Source organism: Streptomyces sp. NPDC042201 (genome assembly GCF_055582185.1).
On record NZ_JBVJDS010000012.1, the window covers coordinates 221,391 to 242,182 of the forward strand.

18 protein-coding genes are annotated in these 20,792 nt (G+C 72.0%); 10 read left to right on the top strand and 8 right to left on the bottom strand.

The window, feature by feature from the left end; translation table 11 throughout:
• Positions 1 to 26: 26 nt before the first annotated feature.
• The 4 genes from ACZ6MZ_RS27440 (at position 27) to ACZ6MZ_RS27455 (ending at position 3,193) form a co-directional block, all read left to right on the top strand.
• Complete coding sequence (locus ACZ6MZ_RS27440; RefSeq protein WP_384192554.1) at positions 27 to 392, top strand: Rv2175c family DNA-binding protein; 366 nt, start codon at positions 27 to 29, stop codon at positions 390 to 392.
• A gap of 96 nt (positions 393 to 488) precedes the next feature.
• Positions 489 to 1,139 (top strand): thiamine phosphate synthase, encoded by a 651-nt coding sequence (gene thiE / locus ACZ6MZ_RS27445; protein WP_389792232.1) that lies wholly within the window; start codon positions 489 to 491, stop codon positions 1,137 to 1,139.
• Between the two features lie 133 nt (positions 1,140 to 1,272).
• Complete coding sequence (gene metF / locus ACZ6MZ_RS27450; protein WP_384192560.1) at positions 1,273 to 2,187, top strand: methylenetetrahydrofolate reductase [NAD(P)H]; 915 nt, start codon at positions 1,273 to 1,275, stop codon at positions 2,185 to 2,187.
• Positions 2,188 to 2,239: 52 nt separating this feature from the next.
• Positions 2,240 to 3,193, top strand: coding sequence for a hypothetical protein (locus tag ACZ6MZ_RS27455; protein WP_469354960.1), 954 nt, complete (start codon positions 2,240 to 2,242; stop codon positions 3,191 to 3,193).
• 38 nt (positions 3,194 to 3,231) lie between these two features.
• On the opposite strand, the gene ACZ6MZ_RS27460 is transcribed toward ACZ6MZ_RS27455, so the two are convergent.
• The 4 genes from ACZ6MZ_RS27460 to ACZ6MZ_RS27475 all read right to left on the bottom strand — a co-directional run bounded on the left by ACZ6MZ_RS27460 (position 3,232) and on the right by ACZ6MZ_RS27475 (position 8,782).
• On the bottom strand, positions 3,232 to 4,740 hold the full coding sequence (locus tag ACZ6MZ_RS27460) for a phytoene desaturase family protein (RefSeq protein WP_469354962.1): 1,509 nt from the start codon (positions 4,738 to 4,740) through the stop codon (positions 3,232 to 3,234).
• A gap of 484 nt (positions 4,741 to 5,224) precedes the next feature.
• A complete protein-coding gene (locus ACZ6MZ_RS27465) occupies positions 5,225 to 5,833 on the bottom strand; it encodes a TetR/AcrR family transcriptional regulator (RefSeq protein WP_469354963.1) in 609 nt (202 codons plus the stop codon).
• A 74-nt stretch (positions 5,834 to 5,907) separates the two neighbouring features.
• Positions 5,908 to 7,995: a YhgE/Pip family protein gene (locus tag ACZ6MZ_RS27470; protein ID WP_469354965.1), complete on the bottom strand. Its 2,088-nt coding sequence runs from the start codon at positions 7,993 to 7,995 to the stop codon at positions 5,908 to 5,910.
• A complete protein-coding gene (locus tag ACZ6MZ_RS27475; RefSeq protein ID WP_469354967.1) occupies positions 7,967 to 8,782 on the bottom strand; it encodes an ATP-binding cassette domain-containing protein in 816 nt (271 codons plus the stop codon). Before ACZ6MZ_RS27475 ends, ACZ6MZ_RS27470 begins: the two co-directional genes overlap by 29 nt.
• A gap of 170 nt (positions 8,783 to 8,952) precedes the next feature.
• Here ACZ6MZ_RS27475 and ACZ6MZ_RS27480 point away from each other — a divergent pair, with 170 nt between their 5' ends.
• From ACZ6MZ_RS27480 to ACZ6MZ_RS27490, 3 genes are all read left to right on the top strand, one after another.
• Positions 8,953 to 9,492, top strand: a complete 540-nt coding sequence (locus ACZ6MZ_RS27480; RefSeq protein WP_384192576.1) for an SAV_6107 family HEPN domain-containing protein — start codon at positions 8,953 to 8,955, stop codon at positions 9,490 to 9,492.
• A 162-nt stretch (positions 9,493 to 9,654) separates the two neighbouring features.
• Positions 9,655 to 10,371 carry a class I SAM-dependent methyltransferase gene (locus ACZ6MZ_RS27485; protein WP_389792243.1) on the top strand — a complete coding sequence of 239 codons (717 nt, stop codon included), beginning with the start codon at positions 9,655 to 9,657 and terminating at the stop codon, positions 10,369 to 10,371.
• 363 nt (positions 10,372 to 10,734) lie between these two features.
• Positions 10,735 to 11,130: a DUF3040 domain-containing protein gene (locus tag ACZ6MZ_RS27490; RefSeq protein WP_384192579.1), complete on the top strand. Its 396-nt coding sequence runs from the start codon at positions 10,735 to 10,737 to the stop codon at positions 11,128 to 11,130.
• 100 nt (positions 11,131 to 11,230) lie between these two features.
• On the opposite strand, the gene ACZ6MZ_RS27495 is transcribed toward ACZ6MZ_RS27490, so the two are convergent.
• The 4 genes from ACZ6MZ_RS27495 to ACZ6MZ_RS27510 form a co-directional block, all read right to left on the bottom strand.
• Complete coding sequence (locus ACZ6MZ_RS27495) at positions 11,231 to 13,657, bottom strand: transglutaminase TgpA family protein (protein WP_469354969.1); 2,427 nt, start codon at positions 13,655 to 13,657, stop codon at positions 11,231 to 11,233.
• A complete protein-coding gene (locus ACZ6MZ_RS27500) occupies positions 13,654 to 15,012 on the bottom strand; it encodes a DUF58 domain-containing protein (RefSeq protein WP_384193816.1) in 1,359 nt (452 codons plus the stop codon). The genes ACZ6MZ_RS27495 and ACZ6MZ_RS27500 overlap by 4 nt, the downstream gene beginning before the upstream one ends.
• Positions 15,012 to 16,052, bottom strand: coding sequence for an AAA family ATPase (locus ACZ6MZ_RS27505; RefSeq protein ID WP_469354972.1), 1,041 nt, complete (start codon positions 16,050 to 16,052; stop codon positions 15,012 to 15,014). Before ACZ6MZ_RS27505 ends, ACZ6MZ_RS27500 begins: the two co-directional genes overlap by 1 nt.
• Positions 16,053 to 16,251: 199 nt before the next feature.
• The gene (locus ACZ6MZ_RS27510) at positions 16,252 to 16,881 is read right to left on the bottom strand and encodes a beta-class carbonic anhydrase (protein ID WP_469354974.1); all 630 of its coding nucleotides are present in this window, start codon (positions 16,879 to 16,881) and stop codon (positions 16,252 to 16,254) included.
• Positions 16,882 to 17,318: 437 nt separating this feature from the next.
• Between ACZ6MZ_RS27510 and rsmH the strand changes: the two genes are divergently transcribed.
• Genes rsmH through ACZ6MZ_RS27525 form a run of 3 tightly spaced genes read left to right on the top strand, consistent with a single transcriptional unit; the run spans position 17,319 to position 20,789 of the window.
• Positions 17,319 to 18,275, top strand: a complete 957-nt coding sequence (gene rsmH, locus ACZ6MZ_RS27515) for a 16S rRNA (cytosine(1402)-N(4))-methyltransferase RsmH (RefSeq protein ID WP_384193824.1) — start codon at positions 17,319 to 17,321, stop codon at positions 18,273 to 18,275.
• Positions 18,272 to 18,835, top strand: a complete 564-nt coding sequence (gene ftsL / locus ACZ6MZ_RS27520; RefSeq protein ID WP_469354975.1) for a cell division protein FtsL — start codon at positions 18,272 to 18,274, stop codon at positions 18,833 to 18,835. The genes rsmH and ftsL overlap by 4 nt, the downstream gene beginning before the upstream one ends.
• A gap of 4 nt (positions 18,836 to 18,839) precedes the next feature.
• Entirely contained in the window at positions 18,840 to 20,789 is a 1,950-nt protein-coding gene (locus ACZ6MZ_RS27525; RefSeq protein WP_469354976.1) for a peptidoglycan D,D-transpeptidase FtsI family protein, read from the top strand.
• Positions 20,790 to 20,792 lie beyond the last annotated feature (3 nt).

Below are 20,792 nucleotides of genomic sequence, written 5' to 3' on the forward strand. Positions count from 1 at the left end.
TCAGCCCGGGATGGCACGCTTGTCCTGTGACCGAGATTGACGCAAAGATCGATGCTCTCGTCCCCGCCTGGCTCCACCTGCCCGACATCGCGGAAATGCTCGATGTCGAGGTGACGCGTGTGCGGCAGCTGGTGAAGGAAGGCCAGCTGATCGCCGTGCGCCGCGGTGAGAACAGGACGCTTCAGGTGCCCGCCGCCTTCATTGACGGCAACAAGGTCGTCAAGGGCCTTGCCGGGACTCTGACGCTGCTGCGGGACGACAGCTTCTCCGACGAAGAGATGCTCGAGTGGCTCTTCACCCCCGACCCGACCCTGCCGGGCACGCCCGCGCAGGCGCTCAGCGAGAATCGCGGCACGGAGGTGAAGCGCCGGGCCCAGGCGCTTGCCGTCTGACGACATCGCCAGCCACGGTGTGCGGCGGCGCCGCGGTGACCGCCCAGCGGTCATGGCGCCGCCGCGCACCGCCGACCCAACGGGGGGACCTTCACCATGCCCACGCCTCATGCGTCGCTGTCCGATGCCCGGATCTATCTGTGCACGGACGCCCGCACGAGACAGCGGGACCTCCCTGAGTTCCTCGACGCCGTGCTCGCATCCGGGGTGGACATCGTGCAGCTGCGTGACAAAGGCATGGAGGCGGCCGAGGAGCTGGACCACCTCCAGGTCTTCGCCGACGCCTGCCGCCGCCACGGCACGCTGCTCGCCGTGAACGACCGCGCCGACGTGGCGCACGCCATCGGCTCCGGCGTACTGCATCTGGGACAGGGCGATCTGCCTGTCCCGGCGGCCCGCGCGATCCTCGGGGACGAGCTGCTGATCGGCCGCTCCACCCATGCCGAGGCCGAGGTGGACGCGGCGGTCGCCGAGCCCGGTGTGGACTACTTCTGTACGGGCCCCTGCTGGCCCACCCCGACCAAGCCGGGCCGCCACGCACCCGGTCTCGGCCTCGTGCGGTACGCCGCTTCGCTGGCGACGGAGCGCCCGTGGTTCGCGATCGGCGGGATAGACGCGGGCAATCTCGACCAGGTGCTCGACGCGGGCGCCCGCAGGATCGTCGTCGTACGGGCGATCACCGAGGCCGACGACCCGGCCGCGGCGACGGCCGCGCTGGCCGAGCGGGTGCGTGAGCGCGCTGTGTGAACGTCGGCGCGCTGTGTGACGCCGTGCGGACCACGGCGCCGCAGGTGTCCGAGGCGTGAACAGTGAACGGGCAATCCCGGCAAATCACCCCTGTCCGGTTGGGGGACCGCCAGGCCCTCGATAACCTGCACATATGGCCCTTGGCACAGCTTCGACCCGATCGGATCACGCGCGGACCGTGCGGGATCTGCTCGCGACCGGCACCTCGTACTCGTTCGAGTTCTGGGCGCCCAAGACCGAGAAGGGCGAGCGGAACCTCTGGAACGCACTGCGCCGGGTCGAGGCGGTGGCTCCGAGCTTTGTCTCCGTGACCTACGGCGCGGGCGGTTCCACCCGGGCGGGCACGGTCAAGGCCACGGAACAGATCGCCGGCGACACCACGCTCACCCCGGTCGCGCATCTCACGGCCGTCGGCCAGTCCGTCGCCGAACTGCGCAACATGGTCGGGCAGTACGCCGACGCCGGGATCCGCAACATCCTCGCCGTCCGCGGTGACCCGCCCGGCGACCCCATGGGCGAGTGGGTCGAGCACCCGGAAGGCGTGCGCTACGCCGCCGAACTGGTCCGGCTGATCAAGGAGTCCGGGGACTTCTGCGTCGGTGTGGCGGCCTTCCCCGAGATGCACCCGCGCTCACTCGACTGGGACACCGACATCCGGCACTTCGTGGACAAGTGCCGGGCCGGCGCCGACTACGCGATCACTCAGATGTTCTTCGACCCCGAGGGGTATCTGCGGCTGCGCGACCGGGTGGCGGCCGCCGGTTGCCAAACCCCGATCATTCCCGAGATCATGCCGGTCACCAGCGTCAAAATGCTGGAGCGACTGCCGCAGCTCAGTACCGCGGTCTTCCCGCCCGAGCTGAAAGAACGGATCCTCTCCGTCAAGGACGACCCCGTCGCTGTACGCTCCATTGGCATCGAGTTCGCGACGGAGTTCTGCGCAGGGCTGCTCTCGGAGGGCGTCCCCGGCTTGCACTTCATTACACTCAACAACTCCACGGCGACGCTCGAAATCTACGAGAATCTCGGACTGCACCAGCAGTCGTGACCGGCCGTATCCGCCCCTGTCCCGGGGTGGTGGCCGCAGGAGAGGGGCGGGCATGGGCTGGACGGTCCTCTACATCGCATTCGGCATCGTGGCGCTGTGGCTGCTGGGTGAGGTGCTGCTGCAGTACAAGGCGCGGCTGCGCTGGCGGCTCCTCGCCTTCGCCGGATTCATGTGTGTGGTCCTGGGCGTCCTGATGCCCTCCGTCTTCGTCATCGCCCTGGGCGCCCTCGCGTTCGCGGCGGGCCAGACATATGTGACGCTGTCCTTCCGCCGCGGCTTCTCGACGGGCTGGGCGATCGGCGGCAGCCCCGGAGCCAGCCGCCGCCGCAAGGCCGGCAGCGAGCCGGCCGAAGAGCGCGAGCCCGCCCTCGAGGTCTCGGATCTGGAGTTCGTGCCGGTGGCCCCGGCCGCCAACCCCGCATCGGTGTACGAGCCGCAGCCGCTGCCCGACGACACCGGGCAGTACGGCGTGTACAACGACGGTCCCCAGGAAGCGAATCCGCAGAATCCGCCGTACCAGCAGCCCGCGTACGGCGGCGGATACGACGCCTACCCCGGCTATGAACAGCCCGCGGACCAGGGGACCTACGCGGCTCAGGACGCCTACACGAGCCAGGACGCCTACGCGAGCCACCAGACCTACCCGGGCCAGGACGCCTACCCGCCCGGTCAGGACCCCTACGCGGGCCAGGACGCCTATCCCGGCCAGGACGCCTACGCGAACCAGTACCAGTACGGGAACGGCCAGCAGCAGTACGCCGCGTACTCCGACCCGTACAGCGACTCGGCCAACGGCGGCCAGCAGTACGGCTCGTACGACAGCTTCGGGGGCCAGCAGCCGTACGCCGACCCCTACACCGGCCAGCAGCAGTACAACGACACCCCGCCCGGCGGGGTCTGGGTTCCGCAGCAGCGCGACGGCGACCAGGGCCCGCCAATACCCCAGGAACAGCCCCCGCAGCCGGGCTACGACCCCGGCTACAACGACCAGCACTACCGCTACTGACGGACTACCGCTACTGACGGTTCGTCAGGAGCGCTCGCTCACTGCGAGCCGCGGAACTCCGCACCCTCCACGATCAGCCCGGCGACCAGCGACCCCGACATCCCGGCGTGCGGGAGCCCGCCGCCCGGATGCGCCCAGCCGCCCGCGAGATACAGCCCAGCCAGCCGCGTGCTGTTCGCCGGGCGCAGCAGCCGGCCTTCCAGCCCCGCCAGCGCGGGAGCCGGCACCGAGCCGCCCTCGGCCCCCGTCTGCGCCGCGGTGTCGGCGGGCGTCCGCACCTCGCGCCAGATCAGCCGCCGCCCCAGCTCCGGCACGGCCGCCCCGGCCGCCGCCACCAGCACATCGGCGTACCGCTCGCGCAGCGCTCCGTCGGACCAGTCGACCGGACCGTGCGGAGCGACCGTCGCGGTGACCGTCACCGCCTCATGATCCGCGTCGGGGCGTGTCCCCGCGTCGTCGGGCCGCAGCACCGTGACCGTGGGCCGCTCCGCCGTCCGCCCCGCGAAGACCTCGGCGGCCTCGGCGCGCGCGTCGGGGGAGTGCACCACCGTCCGGTGCGCGGCGTCCGCCTCCCGCGCACCGCGCAGCGCCAGCAGCACCGTGAACCGCCCGGGCACCGGCGCGCCGTCCGTCTCCCGCGGCCGTACGTCACCGTCGCCCCAGAGCTCCCGCTCCACGAGGCGTCCCGGCGCGACGCCCGCCACCACACGGTCAGCCGCGGCCACCGTGCCGTCCGCCAGCTCGACGCCCGTGGCCGCGCCGTCCTTCTCCGCGATCCGGGTCACCTCCGCCCCGAAGACGAACTCCACCTTGCGGGCCAGACACCGCTCGTACACCGCGCGCGCCAGCTCCCGCATCCCGCCGCGCACATACCAACTGCCGAAGGTCTGCTCCAGATAGGGCAGCAGCGCGGCGCTCGCTGGCGCATGCCGCGGATCGAGTCCGTACGACAGGGCGTATCCGTCCAGCAGGGCGCCGAGCCGGGGGTCCGTCAGTTCCCAGGCGCCGATCTCCGCGACCGTGCCGGCCCGGCGGGCGCCGCGCAGCAGCCGGCGCTGCCGCAGCGCCGGATACGGATCCTGTCCGAGCACCTGCCAGTCGGCCCACAGCGGCTCCTCAAGGAGCGGCCGGCGCGAGCGGTCCCAGGCCTCCCTGGCCCGGCCCAGGAAAGCGCCCCAGCGCTCGCCGGCGCCCGCGCCCAGCGCCGCGTCCAGGGCGGAGACCACACCCGCCCGGGACGCGTTCGGCAGCAGTACGTCGGTGCCGTCGGCGAAGACATGCCGGCTCGCCGGGTCGACCTGGTCGACCTGGACGGTCCGCTCCAGCGATTCCTTGCCGGTCTTGACGAACAGATCGCGGTAGACGGCCGGCAGATGCAGCAGCCCGGGCCCGGTGTCGAAGACGAAGCCGTCCCGCTCGAACCGGCCCACCGACCCGCCGTAGGTCGCCGAGCGCTCGTACACCGTCACCCGGTGGCCTGCCACAGCCAGCCGGGCGGCCGCCGCCATGGCGCCCATCCCGGCGCCGATCACCACAATCCGTGCCATGCCAGGGACTGTATCGACCCCCACTGACAGCGCGTGCCGGCGGTGGTGGCATCCGGTCGGTTCCGCCGTACTCGGCCGCCCGCTGGGGACCGGTACGGACGCCTGAGTACTCATACCTAGTGGGGGAGATGAGTAGGGACGCGGATGGGACTTCGCCCGCCGGGACGGAAGAGTGGGGACCACGGAAGGGGCGCGGCGCCCGTACCGCCGACACGGGGCGGCGGAACGGCGCGGCTCCCCTGACGCAACGGGGGCACGACGGAGGGCCCGGCGACCACGGGGGATCACGGGGAAGCGGGGCTCTCCGGCATCACGGGAAAGCGGGTACGGGGGAAACGGGGTACCGGGACACGGGGGAAACGCGCCGGTCCGGTGAGGCTCAGGAGAACTGAGTCCCGCCGGACCGGCGTACTTCTGCCGTGCGCGGGCCGGGTTCAGCGTCCGAGGGTTCCGCCGGCCGCCCGCCCCCTGGCCGTCCGCTCCCTCACCGTCCGCCGACCCGTCCGTGCAGCAGCCGCGAGAGCGCCGCGTGCACCTCGTCGATCGACCGCTCCGGCTGGAACGCCTGCCAGTCCAGGGCCGCCACCAGCACCATCCCGACCAGCGCCGCCGCCGTCAGCGGGATGTCGATCTCCTCGCTCAGCTCACCGCCCTCGACGGCCTCCCTGAGCACCGTCTCGACCACGGCGACCGCCTGCTGACGCACCACCAGCAGGGTCGACTGCCAGGCCCGGTTGGTGCGCCACAGCTCGGCGACGTACAGCTGGGTGAAGGCCGGATAGCGGTCGATGAAGGCCAGACCGGCCCTGATCATCGCGTCCAGCGCCTCGACCTTGCCGCCACCGCGCTCGTCCGTTTCGTCGGCGGCGGTCTGCAGGGACGCGGTGAGCAGCCCGACGCCGTGCCGCAGCAGCTCCTCGAACAGCTCCGTCTTGCTCTTGAAGTTGTAGTAGACGGTGCCCTTGGCGACCCCGGCGCGCTCGGCGATCTCGTCCACCGTCGTGGCCGAGAAGCCCTGCTCCGCGATGAGGGTCACGGCGGCCTCGTAGAGCTTCTGCCGGGTGGCCTGGCGGCGGGTGCTGCTGCTGTCCATGGCGATGATTCTCACAGGTCCGGTGATTCTCACAGGTCCGGCCCTCCCGGGTCCGCCGGGACCGCCGGGACCGCTCACAGGCTCAGCTCGGGGTGGAGCCGGTCGAAGGTCCACACCTGCTTGCGCCGCGCCGACACGGCGGTCAGCGCCAGCGCGCCGGCGGTGAACGCCGTGAGGACGGCGCAGGCCTGCCAGACCGGTCCGAGCCCGCCGCCCGTGATGAGTCTGCGCAGCGCGTCGACCACGTAACTCATCGGCAGATACGGGTGGATGGCGCCGAAGAACCCCGGACTGGTCTGCACGGGATAGGTGCCTCCCGCCGAGGTCAGCTGGAGCATCAGCAGCGCCAGTACGAGAATCCGGCCCGCCGCTCCGAACCGGGCGCCCAGCCACTGCACGATCGCGGCGAAGCAGCAGGTGACCAGCGCCAGGAAGCCGACCGTCCCGGCGGCGTGCGCCATCTCCAGGCCGATCGCCCAGTGCAGTACGGAGAGCAGCGCGCCGACCTGCAGCAGACCGATCGCGGCGACCGGCAGCCAGCCGGCCAGGGCGATCCGCCAGGCGGCGGCGCCGGCGGCCAGCGCGCGCCGGTTCAGCGGCTGGATCAGCATGTACGCGACCATCGCGCCGACCCAGAGGGAGAGCGGGATGAAGTACGGGGCGAAGCCGGTGCCGTAGTTGGGCGCGGGGTGCAGTGACCGGGACGCGAGCTGGACGGGGTCGGCCATCACGTCCGTCCGCCGGTCCCGGTCGCTCTTGTCGTAGTCGGGGATCCTGCCGACGCCGTCGTTGAGTCCTCCGGCCAGCTCGGCCGAGCCGTCGGCGAGTGTGAAGATCCCTCCGTCGAGCGTGCTCGCCCCGGTCGTGAGCTTGCCGACGCCGGTGTCGAGGGTGGCGGAGCCCTTCTTGGCGTCGGTGAGCCCGGTGTGCAGCCGGTCCGCGCCCTTGGCGACCTTCTGGGCGCCGGTGTTGAGCGCGTTGATCTTGGTGACGGCGGCTTCCAGGTCCTCGTCCAGTCGCGGGGCGCGCTCGGCCAGCGCCTCCGCCTGCTTCTGGAGCGTGGCGAGATGGCCGTCCAGCTCCGTCAGCTCGCCGTTGTTGTTCTTCACCAGGGCGTTGACGTCGTCGGCGACCCCGGCCACATCGGCGGCGGCGTCCTTGGCCCGCTCCAGCGGCGGGCAGGCGGCGGGGTCCGGTTCGGGAAGGTCCTCGCAACGCTCCCGGTAGACGGTGGTCAGCTCGGTGGAGGCCCGGTGGGCGCCGGCCGCGGCGGCGGGCGCGGCCTTCACGAGCAGGCCGAGGTTGTCCCGTATCGCCTGTGAGGAGTCCGCGACCAGCCGCGCCGAACCGGCGATCGTCTTCCCGTTGTCCTTGAGGTACGGACGGACGTCGGCCGCCACCCCGTTGACCTTGTCGGCGAGCGACTGGGTTCCGTCGGCGACCTGTTGGGCGCCGGTGTCCAGGTCACCCGCGCCCCGGTTGAGCTTCTTCAGCCCGCCGGCCAGCTCGCCGCTGCCCTCCTTGGCGGTCTTCAGCCCGGCCACGAGGTCCTTGGACCCCTTCTTGGCCTTCCCGATACCGCCGTTGAGCCGGTCGGCGCCCCGGGCGGCCTTCTCGGTGGCGTCATGGATGTCCGAGAAGGAGATGAAGATCTTGTCGAGGAAGGAGCGGGAGGCGTTCGTCGACGCGGCGGTCCGCACCTCGGAGAACACGGTCCTGGAGATCTGGCCGACGATGTAGTTGTTGGCGTCGTTCGTACGCACCTGGAGCGCGCCGGTCTCGGGCGCGTCGCCGGAACTGGAGGCGATCCGCCGGCTGAGGTCGGCGGGCATGGTCAGGGAGAGGTAGTACGAGCCGTCCTCCACGCCCTCGCGGGCCTCGGCCGCGCTCACCTCGTGCCAGTCGAAGACCTCGCTGTCGCGCAGACCACGGGTGATCTCGTCGCCGGCCGTGATCTTCTGTCCCCCGGCGGTGGCGCCCCGGTCGTCGTTGACGAGTGCGACGGGTATCCGGTCGAGCCGTCCGTAGGGATCCCAGAAGGACCAGAGATAGAGCGCGCCGTAGAGCAACGGCAACAGCGTGATCGCGACGAGCGCGGCGCGCGGCAGTCTTCCCCTGCCGAACCGCTTCAGTTCAAGCGCGGCGAGTCTCGGCGAGCGCATCGGCTGCCCCCTCCTCGGTCTGTGCGGTGGTCTTCGCGGTGCCGTCCGTGGTGTGCTCCGCGGGCTTCGCGGCGCGCTCGTCCGTACGGATGACGGTGTCCGCGTCCTCGGACGCCTGGCTGCACACGGCGAGCACGGTCGTGCCGCCGTCGGCGACGGACCGCAGCAGCCTCCAGGCCTCGGCGCGGTCGGCGTCGGAGAGCTTGAGGTCCAGATCGTCGACGGCCAGCAGCCGTGGCCGGCCGATCAGCGCGAGGGCCACCGAGAGGCGCAGCGCCTCCAGCCGCTCCAGGTCGCGCACCGAGGTGCGCTCGCCCTTCGGCAGGGTGGCCGTGTCGAGTCCCGCGGCCGCCAGTGCGGCGTCGATCCGGCCGCGTGCCTCGGCGGCCCGCTCGGCGCGCGGCCGCAGCAGGGCCCGCAGGCGTCCGCCGAACCGCCGCTGGAGCAGGGCGCGTTCGCGCAGATGCTCGGCGAGGGTCAGGGCCGGATCGAGATCGCTGACGCCGGGGACCGGGCCGAGGGCGCTGATCCGGCGTACGGCGGCCATACCGCGCGGCAGCGGCAGGCCGCCGACGTCGGCGCGGCCCTCGGTGGGGCGCATCCGGCCGGTGAGCGCGAGGAGCAGACAGGTACGGCCGGAGCCCGAGGGGCCTTCGATCGCGACGACCGTGCCGGGCCCGGCGTGGACCCGGACATGGCGGAACGCCCAGCCACGCGGGCCCTTGAGCCCGAAGTCCTCCGCGGTGACGGCCGCGGCGCCGTCCCGGCCGTCGGCTTGGTTGTCCACGTGCCCTCACCCTCACCACTCGTCGGATTTTGTACTGACCAGTCAGTGCAAAAAACTACTCCGAACGGGCGAGCGAAGCAAAACCGCAGGTCAGGGCCGATTGTCAGTGGGGCCCTTCAGGATGGACACATACGGCCACAGCGCCGTCACACGACGACAGGAGGTTCGTCATGGCCAGCTCGCACGCCGGTGCCGCACACCGGCGCCCTACTGGCGGCCCTGCACCCTCACTGACCGGACCACCGAGCGATGTCCACCCCGTCCTGCGGCGGGCCACGGCGCCGCCCGCCGCCCTCGATCTGCTCGCCCAGGCCCGCGGCGGACTCGACGAGGCCGCCGCCCTGGACACTCCGAACGAGCGCTATGCCACCGCCCATCTCGCCGCCCTGCGCACCGCCGCCGCGGTGCTCGCGGCCCGCGGCCGCCCGGAGACCACCACACAGCGGCGCAGGCGCATCAGAAGCGCCTGGGAGGTCCTCCCCGAGATCGCGCCCGAGCTGTCCGAATGGAGCGCCCTCTTCGCCTCGGGCGCCACACGCAGGGCGCGCGCCGAGGCGGGCATACGGGGCGCGGCCGGCCACCGCGACGCCGACGATCTGCTGCGCGACGCGGCCCTGTTCCTGCGCCTGGTGGAACGGCTGCTGGCGCTCGACCCTGCGCTGCCCCGGCCCAGGTCCGACGAGCCACGCCGGGGCGATGCCGCTGGGTGACCGGGACGGACGGCCGAGGCAATAGGGTGGGCGGAACCTGCACCGTTCACGCCCCGCCACCAGGGGCGGCACCGCGCCGAGGAGTCAACTGCCGTGTCGGACCCATCCCCCGCCTTCGGTGGGGAGACGTCATCGCGCCCCCGCGGCTCCCTCCGTACCGCCGTGGTCTGGGAGGTCCTCAAGGACGCCCTCGACCGCCGGGCCAAGGTGGCGGGGACGGACACCCTGGATGTGCTCGACACCGGCGGGGGCACGGGCAACTTCGCGGTGCCCGTCGCCCGTCTGGGGCACCGGGTGACGGTGGTCGACCCCAGCCCGAACGCGCTCTTCGCGCTGGAGCGCCGGGCGGCGGAGGCGGGCGTCGCCGAGCGGGTCCGCGGCGTGCAGGGAGATATCCACGGTCTCTTCGACGTGGTCGAGCGCGGCGGCTTCGACGCCGTGCTGTGCCACGGCGTCCTGGAGTACGTGGACGACCCGGCCGAGGGCGTGCGGAACGCGGTCGAGGCGCTCCGCCCGGCCGGGGCGCTCAGCCTGCTCGCCGCGGGCCTGGGCGGCGCCGTGCTGGCCAGGGCGCTCGCCGGCCACTTCAACGAAGCCAGGCAGGCGCTGACCGACCCGGCGGGACGCTGGGGCGAGGGCGACCCGGTGCCCAGGCGTTTCAGCGCGGAGCAGCTCACCGACCTGGTCGGCGGGGCCGGTCTGCGGGTCGGGGCCGTGCACGGCGTACGGGTCTTCTCCGACCTGGTCCCCGGCGGCCTGGTGGACACCCAGCCGGGGGCGCTGGACGCCCTGCTGAAGCTGGAGGCGGCGGCCGCCGAGCTGCCCGCGTTCCACTCCGTCGCCACCCAGCTGCACGTCCTGGGCGAGAAGCGCGGCTGACCGCGTGCGGCCGGCCGCCGCTCGGGGAATGCTCAGGAAACGCTCGGGAAGCGATCCGGAAGCCGTCCGGAGGCCCTCGGAAGGCCGCCAGGAGCGCTGATCGCGTGGCTGATCAGCGACGTAGCCGCGCATGGAGTGCGCCACAGGCCCCCCAGCGGAGCGCTCGGCGCCGTATGATCGGGGTACACCATCCGGCATGACGGATCGAAGGTTGGGGAATCAACGCCTCAGCGGCCGAGCCGACATGGCGGCCCGGAATAGCGAAATGGCGTTGAGGGCGGGTTTCACGGGGGCGATTCCCTGCCTATCCTTGAAGGGGCCGCATACCGGTCGCCCCCCGCGACCGACGACTAGGAGGACTCCGTGCCGCTCTCGGAGCACGAGCAGCGAATGCTCGAGCAAATGGAGCGAGCGCTGTACGCCGAAGATCCCAAGTTCGCGACAGCGCTTGAGGGAAGCGGGCTGCGTACATACACCCGGCGACGGGTCTATCAGGCGGTCGCCGGCTTCCTGGTAGGTATCGCGCTCCTCATGGCCGGAATGGTCGCCCAGCAGATCTGGATCAGCGTGGTGGGGTTCCTCGTCATGCTGGGCTGTGCGGTCCTGGCGGTCACCGGCTGGCGCAAGGCGCCCAAACCGGGCGAGCAACACGCGACGGGCGGCAGTACGGCCGACCGACGACATCCCAGACCACGTCGCTCGATGATGAACCGGATCGAGCAGCGGTGGCAGCGCCGCCGTGACGAACAGGGCCAGTAAGGCCCTGAGGTTCTCAGATCGAGCCAGTTGAGCCAGTACGGCTGAGGGGCGAACGCGCGACGCGTTCGCCCCTCAGCCGTCTGCCCTCGGCCCTCCGCCGTCAGCCGCGCTGCCGGGAGGGGAGCAGGCGGGTCACGGCCGTCCACCGGAGGAGATCCGGACGGCTTTCCCAGCGGGCCGCGAGCGCCGCCCAGCGCTCCGAGGCGGCCCATATCACCCGTTTGGACGAGCGCGGGGCGAGAAGTGCGCGCAGACGGATCCACTCGCCGGCCGAGACCCCCAGTCCCTCCCGGATCCGCCGGGCGTCATCGGCGAGACCCGTCGCGGGCCGCGGATCCGGCGCGTACAGCACCTGCTCCACCGCGCCGGCCACCCGGTGCACCGCCTCGGCCGGCGGTCCCGCGAGCCGGCCCAGCCGCACGATCCTGGCCGCCGTCTTCCGCGGCGTCTGCGAATCGTCCGGCAGGATGCCGTGATCCCAGGCCGTATCGGTGATTTCTCGCCAGGCTCCGAGCGTCCGCGCCGTGGTATCCGCCGGGGTGCGCCCACCGGAGCCCAGCCGCTGGGCCCGGATCCAGATCCGCCACAGCAGGGGCAGCGACAGCAGCAGCGCCGCCGCCAGCACGCCCAGGAGGACCCAGAGCACCGTCTTCCACGGGAAGCCCCCGTCCGTCGGGGGCAGCGCCCCGTCGGCCGCGGCCGCGTCGCACTCACCCAGCCGCCGTTCCTGCGCCGGGCAGCTGTCCGAGACGGACGGCGCCGAGGACGGTGCGGCCGAGGTGCTGGCGTCGGGCTGCGCCGCGTCGCTCGGCCCGTCGGACGGCGCCTCCGGCAGGGTGTAGGAGGGCGCGCTGCCCCGGCTCGGGGTCGGCTCGAACCGCGTCCACCCGACCCCTTCGAAGTACAGCTCGGGCCAGGCGTGCGCGTCCCGCAGCCCCACGGACATGCTGCCGTCCGCCTGCGGGGTGCCCGGTGTGAAGCCCACCGCGACCCGCGCCGGAATGCCCAGCGTGCGGGCCATCGCGGCCATCGTGAAGGAGAAGTGGACGCAGAAGCCCTGCTTGTCCTTCAGGAAGTTGGTGATCGCCATGACCCCGGTGCCCGAGTTCACCTGGGTGTCATAGGTGAAATCGCCGTCCACCGCGAACCAGTCCTGCAGCTTGACGGCCTTCTCGTAGTTGCTCGTCGCCCCCGCCGTGATGTCCAGCGCGGTCGACTTCACCACGTCCGGCAGGATCGCCGGAACCCGGGTGTATTCACGCTGAATGGCGGACGGGGGAGCGGGCGCCGAGGCCAGCTGCTCCCGGGTCGGGTTCACCAGCAGACTGCCGACCTCGTACTGCGCGCCCCGTGTCGACTGCCCGCGGTCGCCCACCAGCGTCCGGCCCGTGGGCTCGAAGCGCCAGCGTCCGTCGATCTTCACGTTGGTCGCCGGATAGGGCATCGGCAGATAGTTCTGCCGGTACCAGCCGGCGGCCGAGATGGCGGTCGTGATCTCGGTGGTGCCGACATCGCCGTCCAGACCCGGCACCCCGGGCAGCCGGTCGGGGACGTCCTCCACATTGCGCTGCGAGAACCGCCAGGACGCCCCGTCGAACTTGTCCAGCGACATGATCCGCAGATACAGGTTCTGGGTGCTCTCCGCGTTGGTCTTGTAGCGCAGCGCCTCGCGGTCCTCCGGCTGGTTCAGATTGTCCTGGAGCGAGACCAGCGGGTTCACCGCGGAGATGGTGCCACCGCCGCCCACCCCCGAGCCTTTCCCGTTCCCCGTGCCGCCCAGCAGTCCGCCGTCCAGGGCGGGCAGCGCCGCCGGCACCGCCAGCGCTATCCCCAGCGCCACCACACCGATCCGGCGGCCGGTACGGACCGGGGCGAGCGCGGAGCCGCCCGCCGAGTCCAGACCGCCCGAGACCCGGCCCTGCGTGCGCGGCGCGCCGCCGAACACCCGGCCCCACTGGGAGAGCCGGTCCCGGCTCTCGGCCAGCAGCAACAGCAGATAGCCGGCGGCCGCGACCAGGAACCACAGCCCGCCCCCGGCCCCGCCGGAGAGCCCCGCGGCGACCGAGTACAGCGCGAGCAGCGGCAGCCCGGCCGGGGCCGCGCTGCGGAAGGTCACCGCGAGCGCGTCCACCGCGAGCCCGATGACCAGCACGCCGCCGATCAGCATCAGCCTGATGCCGTCGGTCGGCGGCGCCGGGATCGAATACCGTCCGACGTCCTCGCCGCCCGCTGTCAGGAGCCGGCCAAACTGCTCGAAGACCTCGGGCGTCGGGACGATGCCGAGGAACGCCTGATCGCCGGCGAAGACCACCGTGAGCATCAGCAGGGCCGCGACGGCCTGGAGCGCCACGGTCAGCGCCCGCGCCAGCGGAACCCGCCGGGCCAGCGCCCCCACCCCGCCCATGAGCGCCACCATGATCGCGGCGTGCACCAGCCAGGCGTCCGGCTTGACCAGCGGGATCAGAGCGCCCGCCGCCATCAGCGTGGCGGCGAAGGAGCACAGCGCCAGCCTTCCACGACCGCTCATGACCATCCTCCGGAGAAGCCTGTCGAACCGCCCGCGACGGCCGATTCGGAGCGCTGCCGCGCGGCCTGCCGCCACAGGTCGGGCAGGGCCGCCCCCGAGGTCACGGGGAGAGCCGTCCAGCCGGCCTCCCGCAGCTGCCGCAGCCGCGCCTCGGCGCGGTCGCCGGGCTCGCCGCCCTGCGCCCACCCGTCGCTGTCGAGCACGAAGGCGACGGCGGCGCCGCTGCGCAGCCGCATCCTTGCCGCCACGGCGGCCTGTGCCTCGTCCAGATCACCGAAGAAGGCCACCAGCAGCCCTTCGGTGCCGCCGCGCAGTACGTCGTACGCACGGGAGAGGCCCGCCCCGTCGGAGTGGTCGACGACCGCGAGGGTGTCCATCATCAGTCCGGCCGAGTCGGCGGAGTCCTGGGTCGCCCCGGCGAAGCCCTCGGCCCCCGCGCCGGGCACCGAACTGCCCGTGTCCGTCAACAGCCGTACCGCGAAGCCCCGTTCCAGCATGTGCACCAGCGCGGAGGCCGCACCCGACACCGCCCATTCGAACGCCGAGTCGGGGCCCGCGCCCTCGTAGGCGAGCTGCCGGGTGTCCAGCAGCACCGTGCACCTGGCCCGCTGCGGCTGCTCCTCGCGGCGCACCATCAGCTCGCCGTAGCGGGCCGTGGAGCGCCAGTGCACCCGGCGCAGATCGTCGCCGTGGCGGTAGCCGCGCGGGATCACATCGTCCTCGCCGGCCAGCGACAGTGAGCGCTGCCGTCCGTCCCCGTATCCCGAGGACTCACCCGCGAGCCGCACCGGCGGCAGCGGTTCGGTGCGCGGGATGACGGTCAGGGTGTCGTACGCGCTGAACGAGCGGGTCAGCTCACACATCCCGAAGGGGTCGTTCAGCCGCAGCTGGAGCGGTCCGAGCGGATAGCGCCCGCGCAGATCCGACCGGACCCGGTACGACACCTCGCGGCGGCCGCCCGGCTCCACCCGGTCCAGTACGAACCGGGGGCGCGGGCCGAGCACGTACGGCACATGGTCCTGGAGCATCAGCAGACCGGTGGGCATACGCGTGACGTTGTCCATCCGCAGATGCACCCGCGCCTCGGACCCCGCGGGCACCCGGGAGGGCGACAGCCGCCTGCTGCCCGCGACCCGGTAGCGCGTGCGGTACAGGACCGCCACACAGATCAGCGGCAGCACGGCGAGCAGGAACCCGACCCGCAGCAGATCGGACTGGCCCAGGACAAAGGCGCAGACAGCCGCCGCGACCCCGGCGGCGAGGAACGACCGGCCGCGGGTGGTCAGTCCGGACAGCGCGGCCCGCAGCCCGCCCCCGTCCTCGCCGTCCGGGGTGACCGGCCCCCCGGCTGCCATCACAGCCGCCGTGAACCGGGCTGCTGGCCGTAGATCCGGGCGCCGGGCGCCGGACGTCCCGCACCGTGGCCGCCGTCCGCGGTGGGCACGGGGATGCGCTGCAGGATCTCCAGCACGACCTGCTCGGCGGTACGCCGGTTCAGCTGGGCCTGGGCCGTGGGCAGCAGACGGTGCGCCAGCACCGCCACCGCCAGGGCCTGCACATCGTCGGGCAGTGCGTACTCCCGCCCGCTCAGCGCGGCGGAGGCCTTGGCGGCGCGCAGCAGATGGAGCGTCGCGCGCGGCGACGCCCCGAGTCTGAGATCCGGGTGGTTACGGGTCGCCCCGACCAGTTCGACGGCGTACCGCCGTACGGAATCGGCGACATGGACCGTGCGCACCGCGTCGATCAGCTTCACGATGTCGTGCGCGTGGGCCACCGGCTGGAGGTCGTCCAGCGGCGAGATCCCGCCATGGACGTCCAGCATCTGCAGCTCGGCCTCCGGGCTCGGGTAGCCGATCGACACCCGGGCCATGAAGCGGTCGCGCTGCGCCTCGGGCAGCGGATACGTGCCCTCCATCTCCACGGGGTTCTGCGTGGCCACCACCATGAAGGGGCTGGGCAGTTCGTAGGTCTGCCCGTCGATGGTGACCTGGCGCTCCTCCATCGACTCCAGCAGCGCGGACTGGGTCTTGGGCGAGGCGCGGTTGATCTCGTCGCCGATCACGATCTGGGCGAAGATCGCGCCCGGTTTGAACTCGAAGTCCCGCCGCTGCTGGTCGTATATCGACACCCCGGTGATGTCGGACGGCAGCAGGTCGGGGGTGAACTGAATACGCCGCACCGAACAGTCGATGGAGCGCGCGAGCGCTTTGGCCAGCATGGTCTTGCCCACACCGGGGACATCCTCGATCAGAAGATGTCCCTCGGCGAGCAGCACGGTCAGCGAAAGCCGTACGACCTCAGGCTTGCCCTCGATCACACCCTCCACCGATGTGCGGACACGCTCCGCTGTGGTGGTCAGATCAGTGAGGCTCGCTCGATCGTCATAGGTCGTCACCCGGCCCTCCTCGGCCCTTACTACGGGCCGATGCTCATCAGACGGCCCGGCCCACCCCGAAACACGGACACCGCCTCCGGAAGGTTCCGGAACGCTGTCACAGACGCATTCTTGTTGCCGTTACCGCTTCGTGTCACTCGCCTGTGGATAAGTGGGTACGATAAGTCGGCTTTGCCGTTTTTCTGGTCCGGCCCGGCCCTCAGCCGGCCGGGTCGATCTCCCTCAACAGGCCCGTCTTCACGTCGAAGACGAACCCGCGTATGTCATCCGTGTGCGGCAGGAAGGGTGAGGTCCTGATGCGCTGCATCGACTGCCGTACATCCTGGTCGACGTCGCGGAACGCCTCCACGGCCCAGGCGGGCCGCTGTCCGACCTCCATCTCCAGTTCGTGCCGGAATTCCTCGGTGAGGCTTTCCAGGCCGCAGCCGGTGTGATGAATGAGGACGACGCTGCGGGTGCCCAGCGCCCGCTGGCTGATGGTGAGGGAGCGGATGACGTCGTCGGTGACCACGCCGCCCGCGTTGCGAATGGTATGGCAGTCGCCGAGGGAAAGTCCCAGGGCGTCGTGCAGGTCGAGCCTGGCGTCCATGCAGGCGACGACGGCGACCTGCAGCACGGGTCGCGCGTCCATCCCCGGGTCGCTGAACCCGGCGGCGTAGCGGTGGTTTGCCTCGATGAGCCGGTCGGTGACCGTCCCGCCGGTGCGGGCCGCACCGGCGGGAGCCCCGGCGGGCTCTGCGGGGAAGTGTGCGGAAGTCGACATACCTATGACGGTAATGGTCACGTGACGGTGAAGCCTGCTGTGGGACAGGACAAAGAACATCAACATGGCTTGTTGTGAGCTAACCCACAGGGGCGAATGGGGGTCGTCCGAACGGGTGAACTGTGCTGTTTATGACCCTCTGACGAGTGACCCGTGCGACGCGCTGGCCGGTTGATTGACCGCAAGGGCCTGTGGACTAAAGTGACGCGAAGTTCACGGACACCTCGCGAACACATCCCGATTTCCCCGCGTGTGCGGCGTACGTGCGGCTCGGCCTCCTCCCGCTCGCCGGTCGGCCGACGCCCCTTTCCGGCGCCGGCGGACCACCTCCCCTTCTGAGCGGGCGGGGACCAGGCAGTACGTACGGCCGCGCCGGACCTGAGAGGGCGCATGAGCGAGCGCAGCGAGCGAGTCATGGAAAGCCGTGCGCCCGCGGAACGCCGTCCCGAGCCCTGCGGCTGTGCCGAGCCCGGCGGCCGCCCCGACCTCCGTGAGGGGCGCGCATGAACGACGTCCGCCATGTCCCTGTGATGCTCCAGCGGTGCCTGGACCTGCTGGCCCCCGCCCTCGCCGAGCCGGGAGCGGTCGTCGTCGACTGCACCCTCGGCCTCGGCGGGCACAGCGAGGCGCTGCTCGCCACGTTCCCCTCCGTACGGCTGGTCGCGCTCGACCGGGACAAGGAAGCGCTGCGGCTCTCCGGTGAGCGGCTCGCCCCGTTCGGTGACCGGGCCACCCTCGTGCACGCCGTGTACGACGAGCTGCCCGAGGTCCTCGCCCGGCTGGGGATCCCCCGGGTCCAGGGCGTCCTGTTCGACCTCGGTGTCTCCTCCATGCAGCTCGACGAGACGGACCGCGGCTTCGCCTACGCCCAGGACTCCCCGCTCGACATGCGGATGGACCAGACGGCCGGGGTCAGCGCCGCCGAGGTCCTCAACACCTATCCGCCCGGCGAACTGGTGCGGATCCTGCGCGCGTACGGCGAGGAGAAGCAGGCCAAGCGGATCGTCTCCGCGGTCGTCAAGGAGCGCGAGAAGGAGCCCTTCACCTACAGCGCCCGGCTCGTCGAGCTGATCCGCGACGCCCTGCCGCAGGCCGCCAAGCGCACCGGCGGCAACCCCGCCAAGCGCACCTTCCAGGCCCTGCGCATCGAGGTCAACGGCGAGCTGTCCGTCCTGGAGCAGGCGATCCCCGCGGCCGTGAAGACCCTCGCCGTCGGCGGCCGGATGGCCGTCCTCTCGTACCACTCGCTGGAAGACCGACTGGTCAAGCAGGTCTTCGCGGCGGGCGCCGCCAACACCGCGCCGCCCGGCCTGCCCGTCGTCCCCGAGCGCTATCAGCCCCGCCTCACCCTGCTCACCCGCGGCGCCGAACTCCCCACGGAGGAAGAGGTCGCCGAGAACCGCCGCGCGGCCCCCGCCCGGCTGCGGGGGGCGCAGCGGATCCGGGAGGACGTTCTGTGAGCGGACCGGCCAAGCAGTTGAAGGGGCGGGCCGCCCGGCTCGCCCGGCTGATGCCCTCCGGGGCCAGCTCGGCGGCCCGCACGCCCTTCGTCCTGCTGGTCGTGCTGCTCCTCGGCGGCGGCCTGATCACCCTGCTGCTGCTGAACTCCTCCCTCAACGAGGGCTCGTTCCAGCTGAGCGAGCTCAAGAAGCGGACCACCGACCTCACCGACCAGGAGCAGGCGCTCCAGCGGGACGTGGACGACCTCTCCGCGCCGTACGCCCTGGAGCGCCGGGCCCGCCGGCTCGGCATGGTGCCCGGCGGCAGCCCCGCCTTCCTCAACCCCGACGGTACGGTCAGCGGCTCCCCGCACGAGGCCGAGGCGCTGCCCCCCGTACAGCCGTCGGTCATGGGGGCGGCCCCGCCCGCGGCGCGCTGGCCCGCGCCCGTCCTGCCGGTTCCGGTGTCGCCCCCGGCCTCCCGCCCGGCCGCTGCTCCGGTGCCCGCCTCGCCTTCCGTCTCCCCGTCCGCCTCCGCACAGACATCCGGCAAGCCGGCCCCGACGACCTCCGGCAGGTGACGCAGTGCCCCCCAAGGAACCACCGCGCCGCCGGGTGCCGGGCCCCGCGCGCCCCGGCAGCGGCGGACGTGCCCGGCCCGCCGCCCGCCGCCCGGCCTCGGCGCCCCGTGGCGCGCGCCGGATCCGGCTGGGCAGCCCCCGCCCCCGGCTGCGGCTGGTCAGCCTCGGCCTGACGCTCGTCATGCTGGCGTTCGTCGTCCGGCTGCTCCAGGTGCAGGCCGTCGACGCGAGCGCGTACGCCGCCAAGGCGGAGAAGAACCGGTATCTCAGCCACAAGATCGCGGCGGAGCGCGGAGAGATCACCGACCGCTCCGGGATCGCCCTCGCCGACAGCGTCGACGCGTACGACATCACCGCCGACCCGCTGATGTTCACCCCCGGCACCAGCAAGGCCCCGGACGCCGCCGAGCAGGCGGCCGCGCTGCTCTCCCCGATCCTCGGGGTGGACAGCGGCGCCCTGGTGAAGAAGCTCACGGTCCCCAAGTCGCGCTACACGGTGCTGGCCCGCCGCCAGACCCCGCAGGTGTGGAACCAGATCAAGGACCTCAGGGGAGTGCTGGCCGCGAAGGCGGCCAAGGACAAGGCGGCCGGCGGCCCGGGCGTCAATGTGCTGGCCGGTGTCTTCCAGGAGCCCAGCAGCAAACGGGTGTACCCCAACGGTGAGCTCGCCGCGGGGATACTGGGGTACGTCAACGCCGCCGGGCGCGGCGCCGGCGGTGTGGAGTCCATGCTCGACGAGGAGCTGGCGGGCAAGGACGGCGAGGTCACCTACGCGCAGTCCGGCGGCCGCCGTGTCCCCACCGCGAGCTCGCGGGAGAAGCCCGCGGTGCCCGGCTCCGACATCGAGCTGACCATCGACCGGGACATCCAGTGGGCCGCCCAGCAGGCCATCGCGGACCAGGTGCGGACGTCGCAGGCGGACCGCGGCTATGTGATGGTCCAGAACACCAGGACCGGCGAGGTCCTCGCGATGGCCAACGCCCCCGGCTTCGACCCCAACGACCTCTCCGAGGCCAACGCGGCCGCCATGGGCAACGCGGCTCTCCAGGACGTGTACGAACCGGGCTCCACCAGCAAGGTGATGTCCATGGCCGCCGTACTGGAGGAGAAGGCCGCCACCCCCGGCACCCATGTCGTCGTGCCCAACCGGCTGCACCGCGGCGACCGGCTCTTCAAGGACGACATCGACCACCCCACCTGGTACCTGACGCTCAACGGCGTCCTCGCCAAGTCCAGCAACATCGGCACCATCCTGGCGTCCGGCCAGCTCGGCAAGACCCAGCCCGAGGCCAACCGCGTCCTCCACTCGTATCTGAGCAAATTCGGCATCGGCCGCCCGACCGGTCTCGGCTTCCCCGGCGAGACGCAGGGCATCCTGGCCAAGCCGCAGGACTGGTCCACCTCGCAGCAGTACACGATCCCGTTCGGCCAGGGCCTCTCCCTCAACGCGATGCAGGCCGCCTCGGTCTACTCGACCATCGCCAACGGCGGCGTACGGATCGAACCCACGCTGATCCGCGGCACGAAGGGCCCCGACGGGCGCTTCACCGCGGCGCCGGCCCCCAAGAAGACCCGCGTGGTCAGCGAGAAGACCGCGAAGACCGTCGCCGCCATGCTGGAGTCGGTCGTCGGCAACGAGGAGGGTACGGGCACCAAGGCCCGCATCCCCGGCTACCGCGTCGCGGGCAAGACAGGTACGGCCAACCGGGTCGACCCCGAGCTGGGCCGCTACAAGGGGTACACCGCCTCCTTCGCGGGCTTCGCGCCCGCCGACGCCCCGCAGATCACCGTCTACTGCGCCATCCAGAACCCCACCAAGGGCAGTTACTTCGGCGGACAGATCTGCGGACCCATCTACAAGAAGGTCATGGAGTTCGCTCTCAAGACGCTGCAGGTCGCTCCGACCGGCAGTGAACCCGCCCGGCTGCCGGTCACCTTCAAACCCGGCGAGTGACCC

Excerpts from the sequence above, each read along its gene's own strand:
- thiE (WP_389792232.1), top strand. The coding sequence starts at position 489 with ATGCCCACGCCTCATGCGTCGCTGTCCGATGCCCGGATCTATCTGTGC.
- metF (WP_384192560.1), top strand. The coding sequence starts at position 1,273 with ATGGCCCTTGGCACAGCTTCGACCCGATCGGATCACGCGCGGACCGTG.
- ACZ6MZ_RS27455 (WP_469354960.1), top strand. The coding sequence starts at position 2,240 with ATGGGCTGGACGGTCCTCTACATCGCATTCGGCATCGTGGCGCTGTGG.
- ACZ6MZ_RS27460 (WP_469354962.1), bottom strand. The coding sequence starts at position 4,740 with ATGGCACGGATTGTGGTGATCGGCGCCGGGATGGGCGCCATGGCGGCG.
- ACZ6MZ_RS27465 (WP_469354963.1), bottom strand. The coding sequence starts at position 5,833 with ATGGACAGCAGCAGCACCCGCCGCCAGGCCACCCGGCAGAAGCTCTAC.
- ACZ6MZ_RS27470 (WP_469354965.1), bottom strand. The coding sequence starts at position 7,995 with ATGCGCTCGCCGAGACTCGCCGCGCTTGAACTGAAGCGGTTCGGCAGG.
- ACZ6MZ_RS27480 (WP_384192576.1), top strand. The coding sequence starts at position 8,953 with ATGGCCAGCTCGCACGCCGGTGCCGCACACCGGCGCCCTACTGGCGGC.
- ACZ6MZ_RS27495 (WP_469354969.1), bottom strand. The coding sequence starts at position 13,657 with ATGAGCGGTCGTGGAAGGCTGGCGCTGTGCTCCTTCGCCGCCACGCTG.
- ACZ6MZ_RS27500 (WP_384193816.1), bottom strand. The coding sequence starts at position 15,012 with ATGGCAGCCGGGGGGCCGGTCACCCCGGACGGCGAGGACGGGGGCGGG.
- ACZ6MZ_RS27510 (WP_469354974.1), bottom strand. The coding sequence starts at position 16,881 with ATGTTGATGTTCTTTGTCCTGTCCCACAGCAGGCTTCACCGTCACGTG.
- rsmH (WP_384193824.1), top strand. The coding sequence starts at position 17,319 with ATGAACGACGTCCGCCATGTCCCTGTGATGCTCCAGCGGTGCCTGGAC.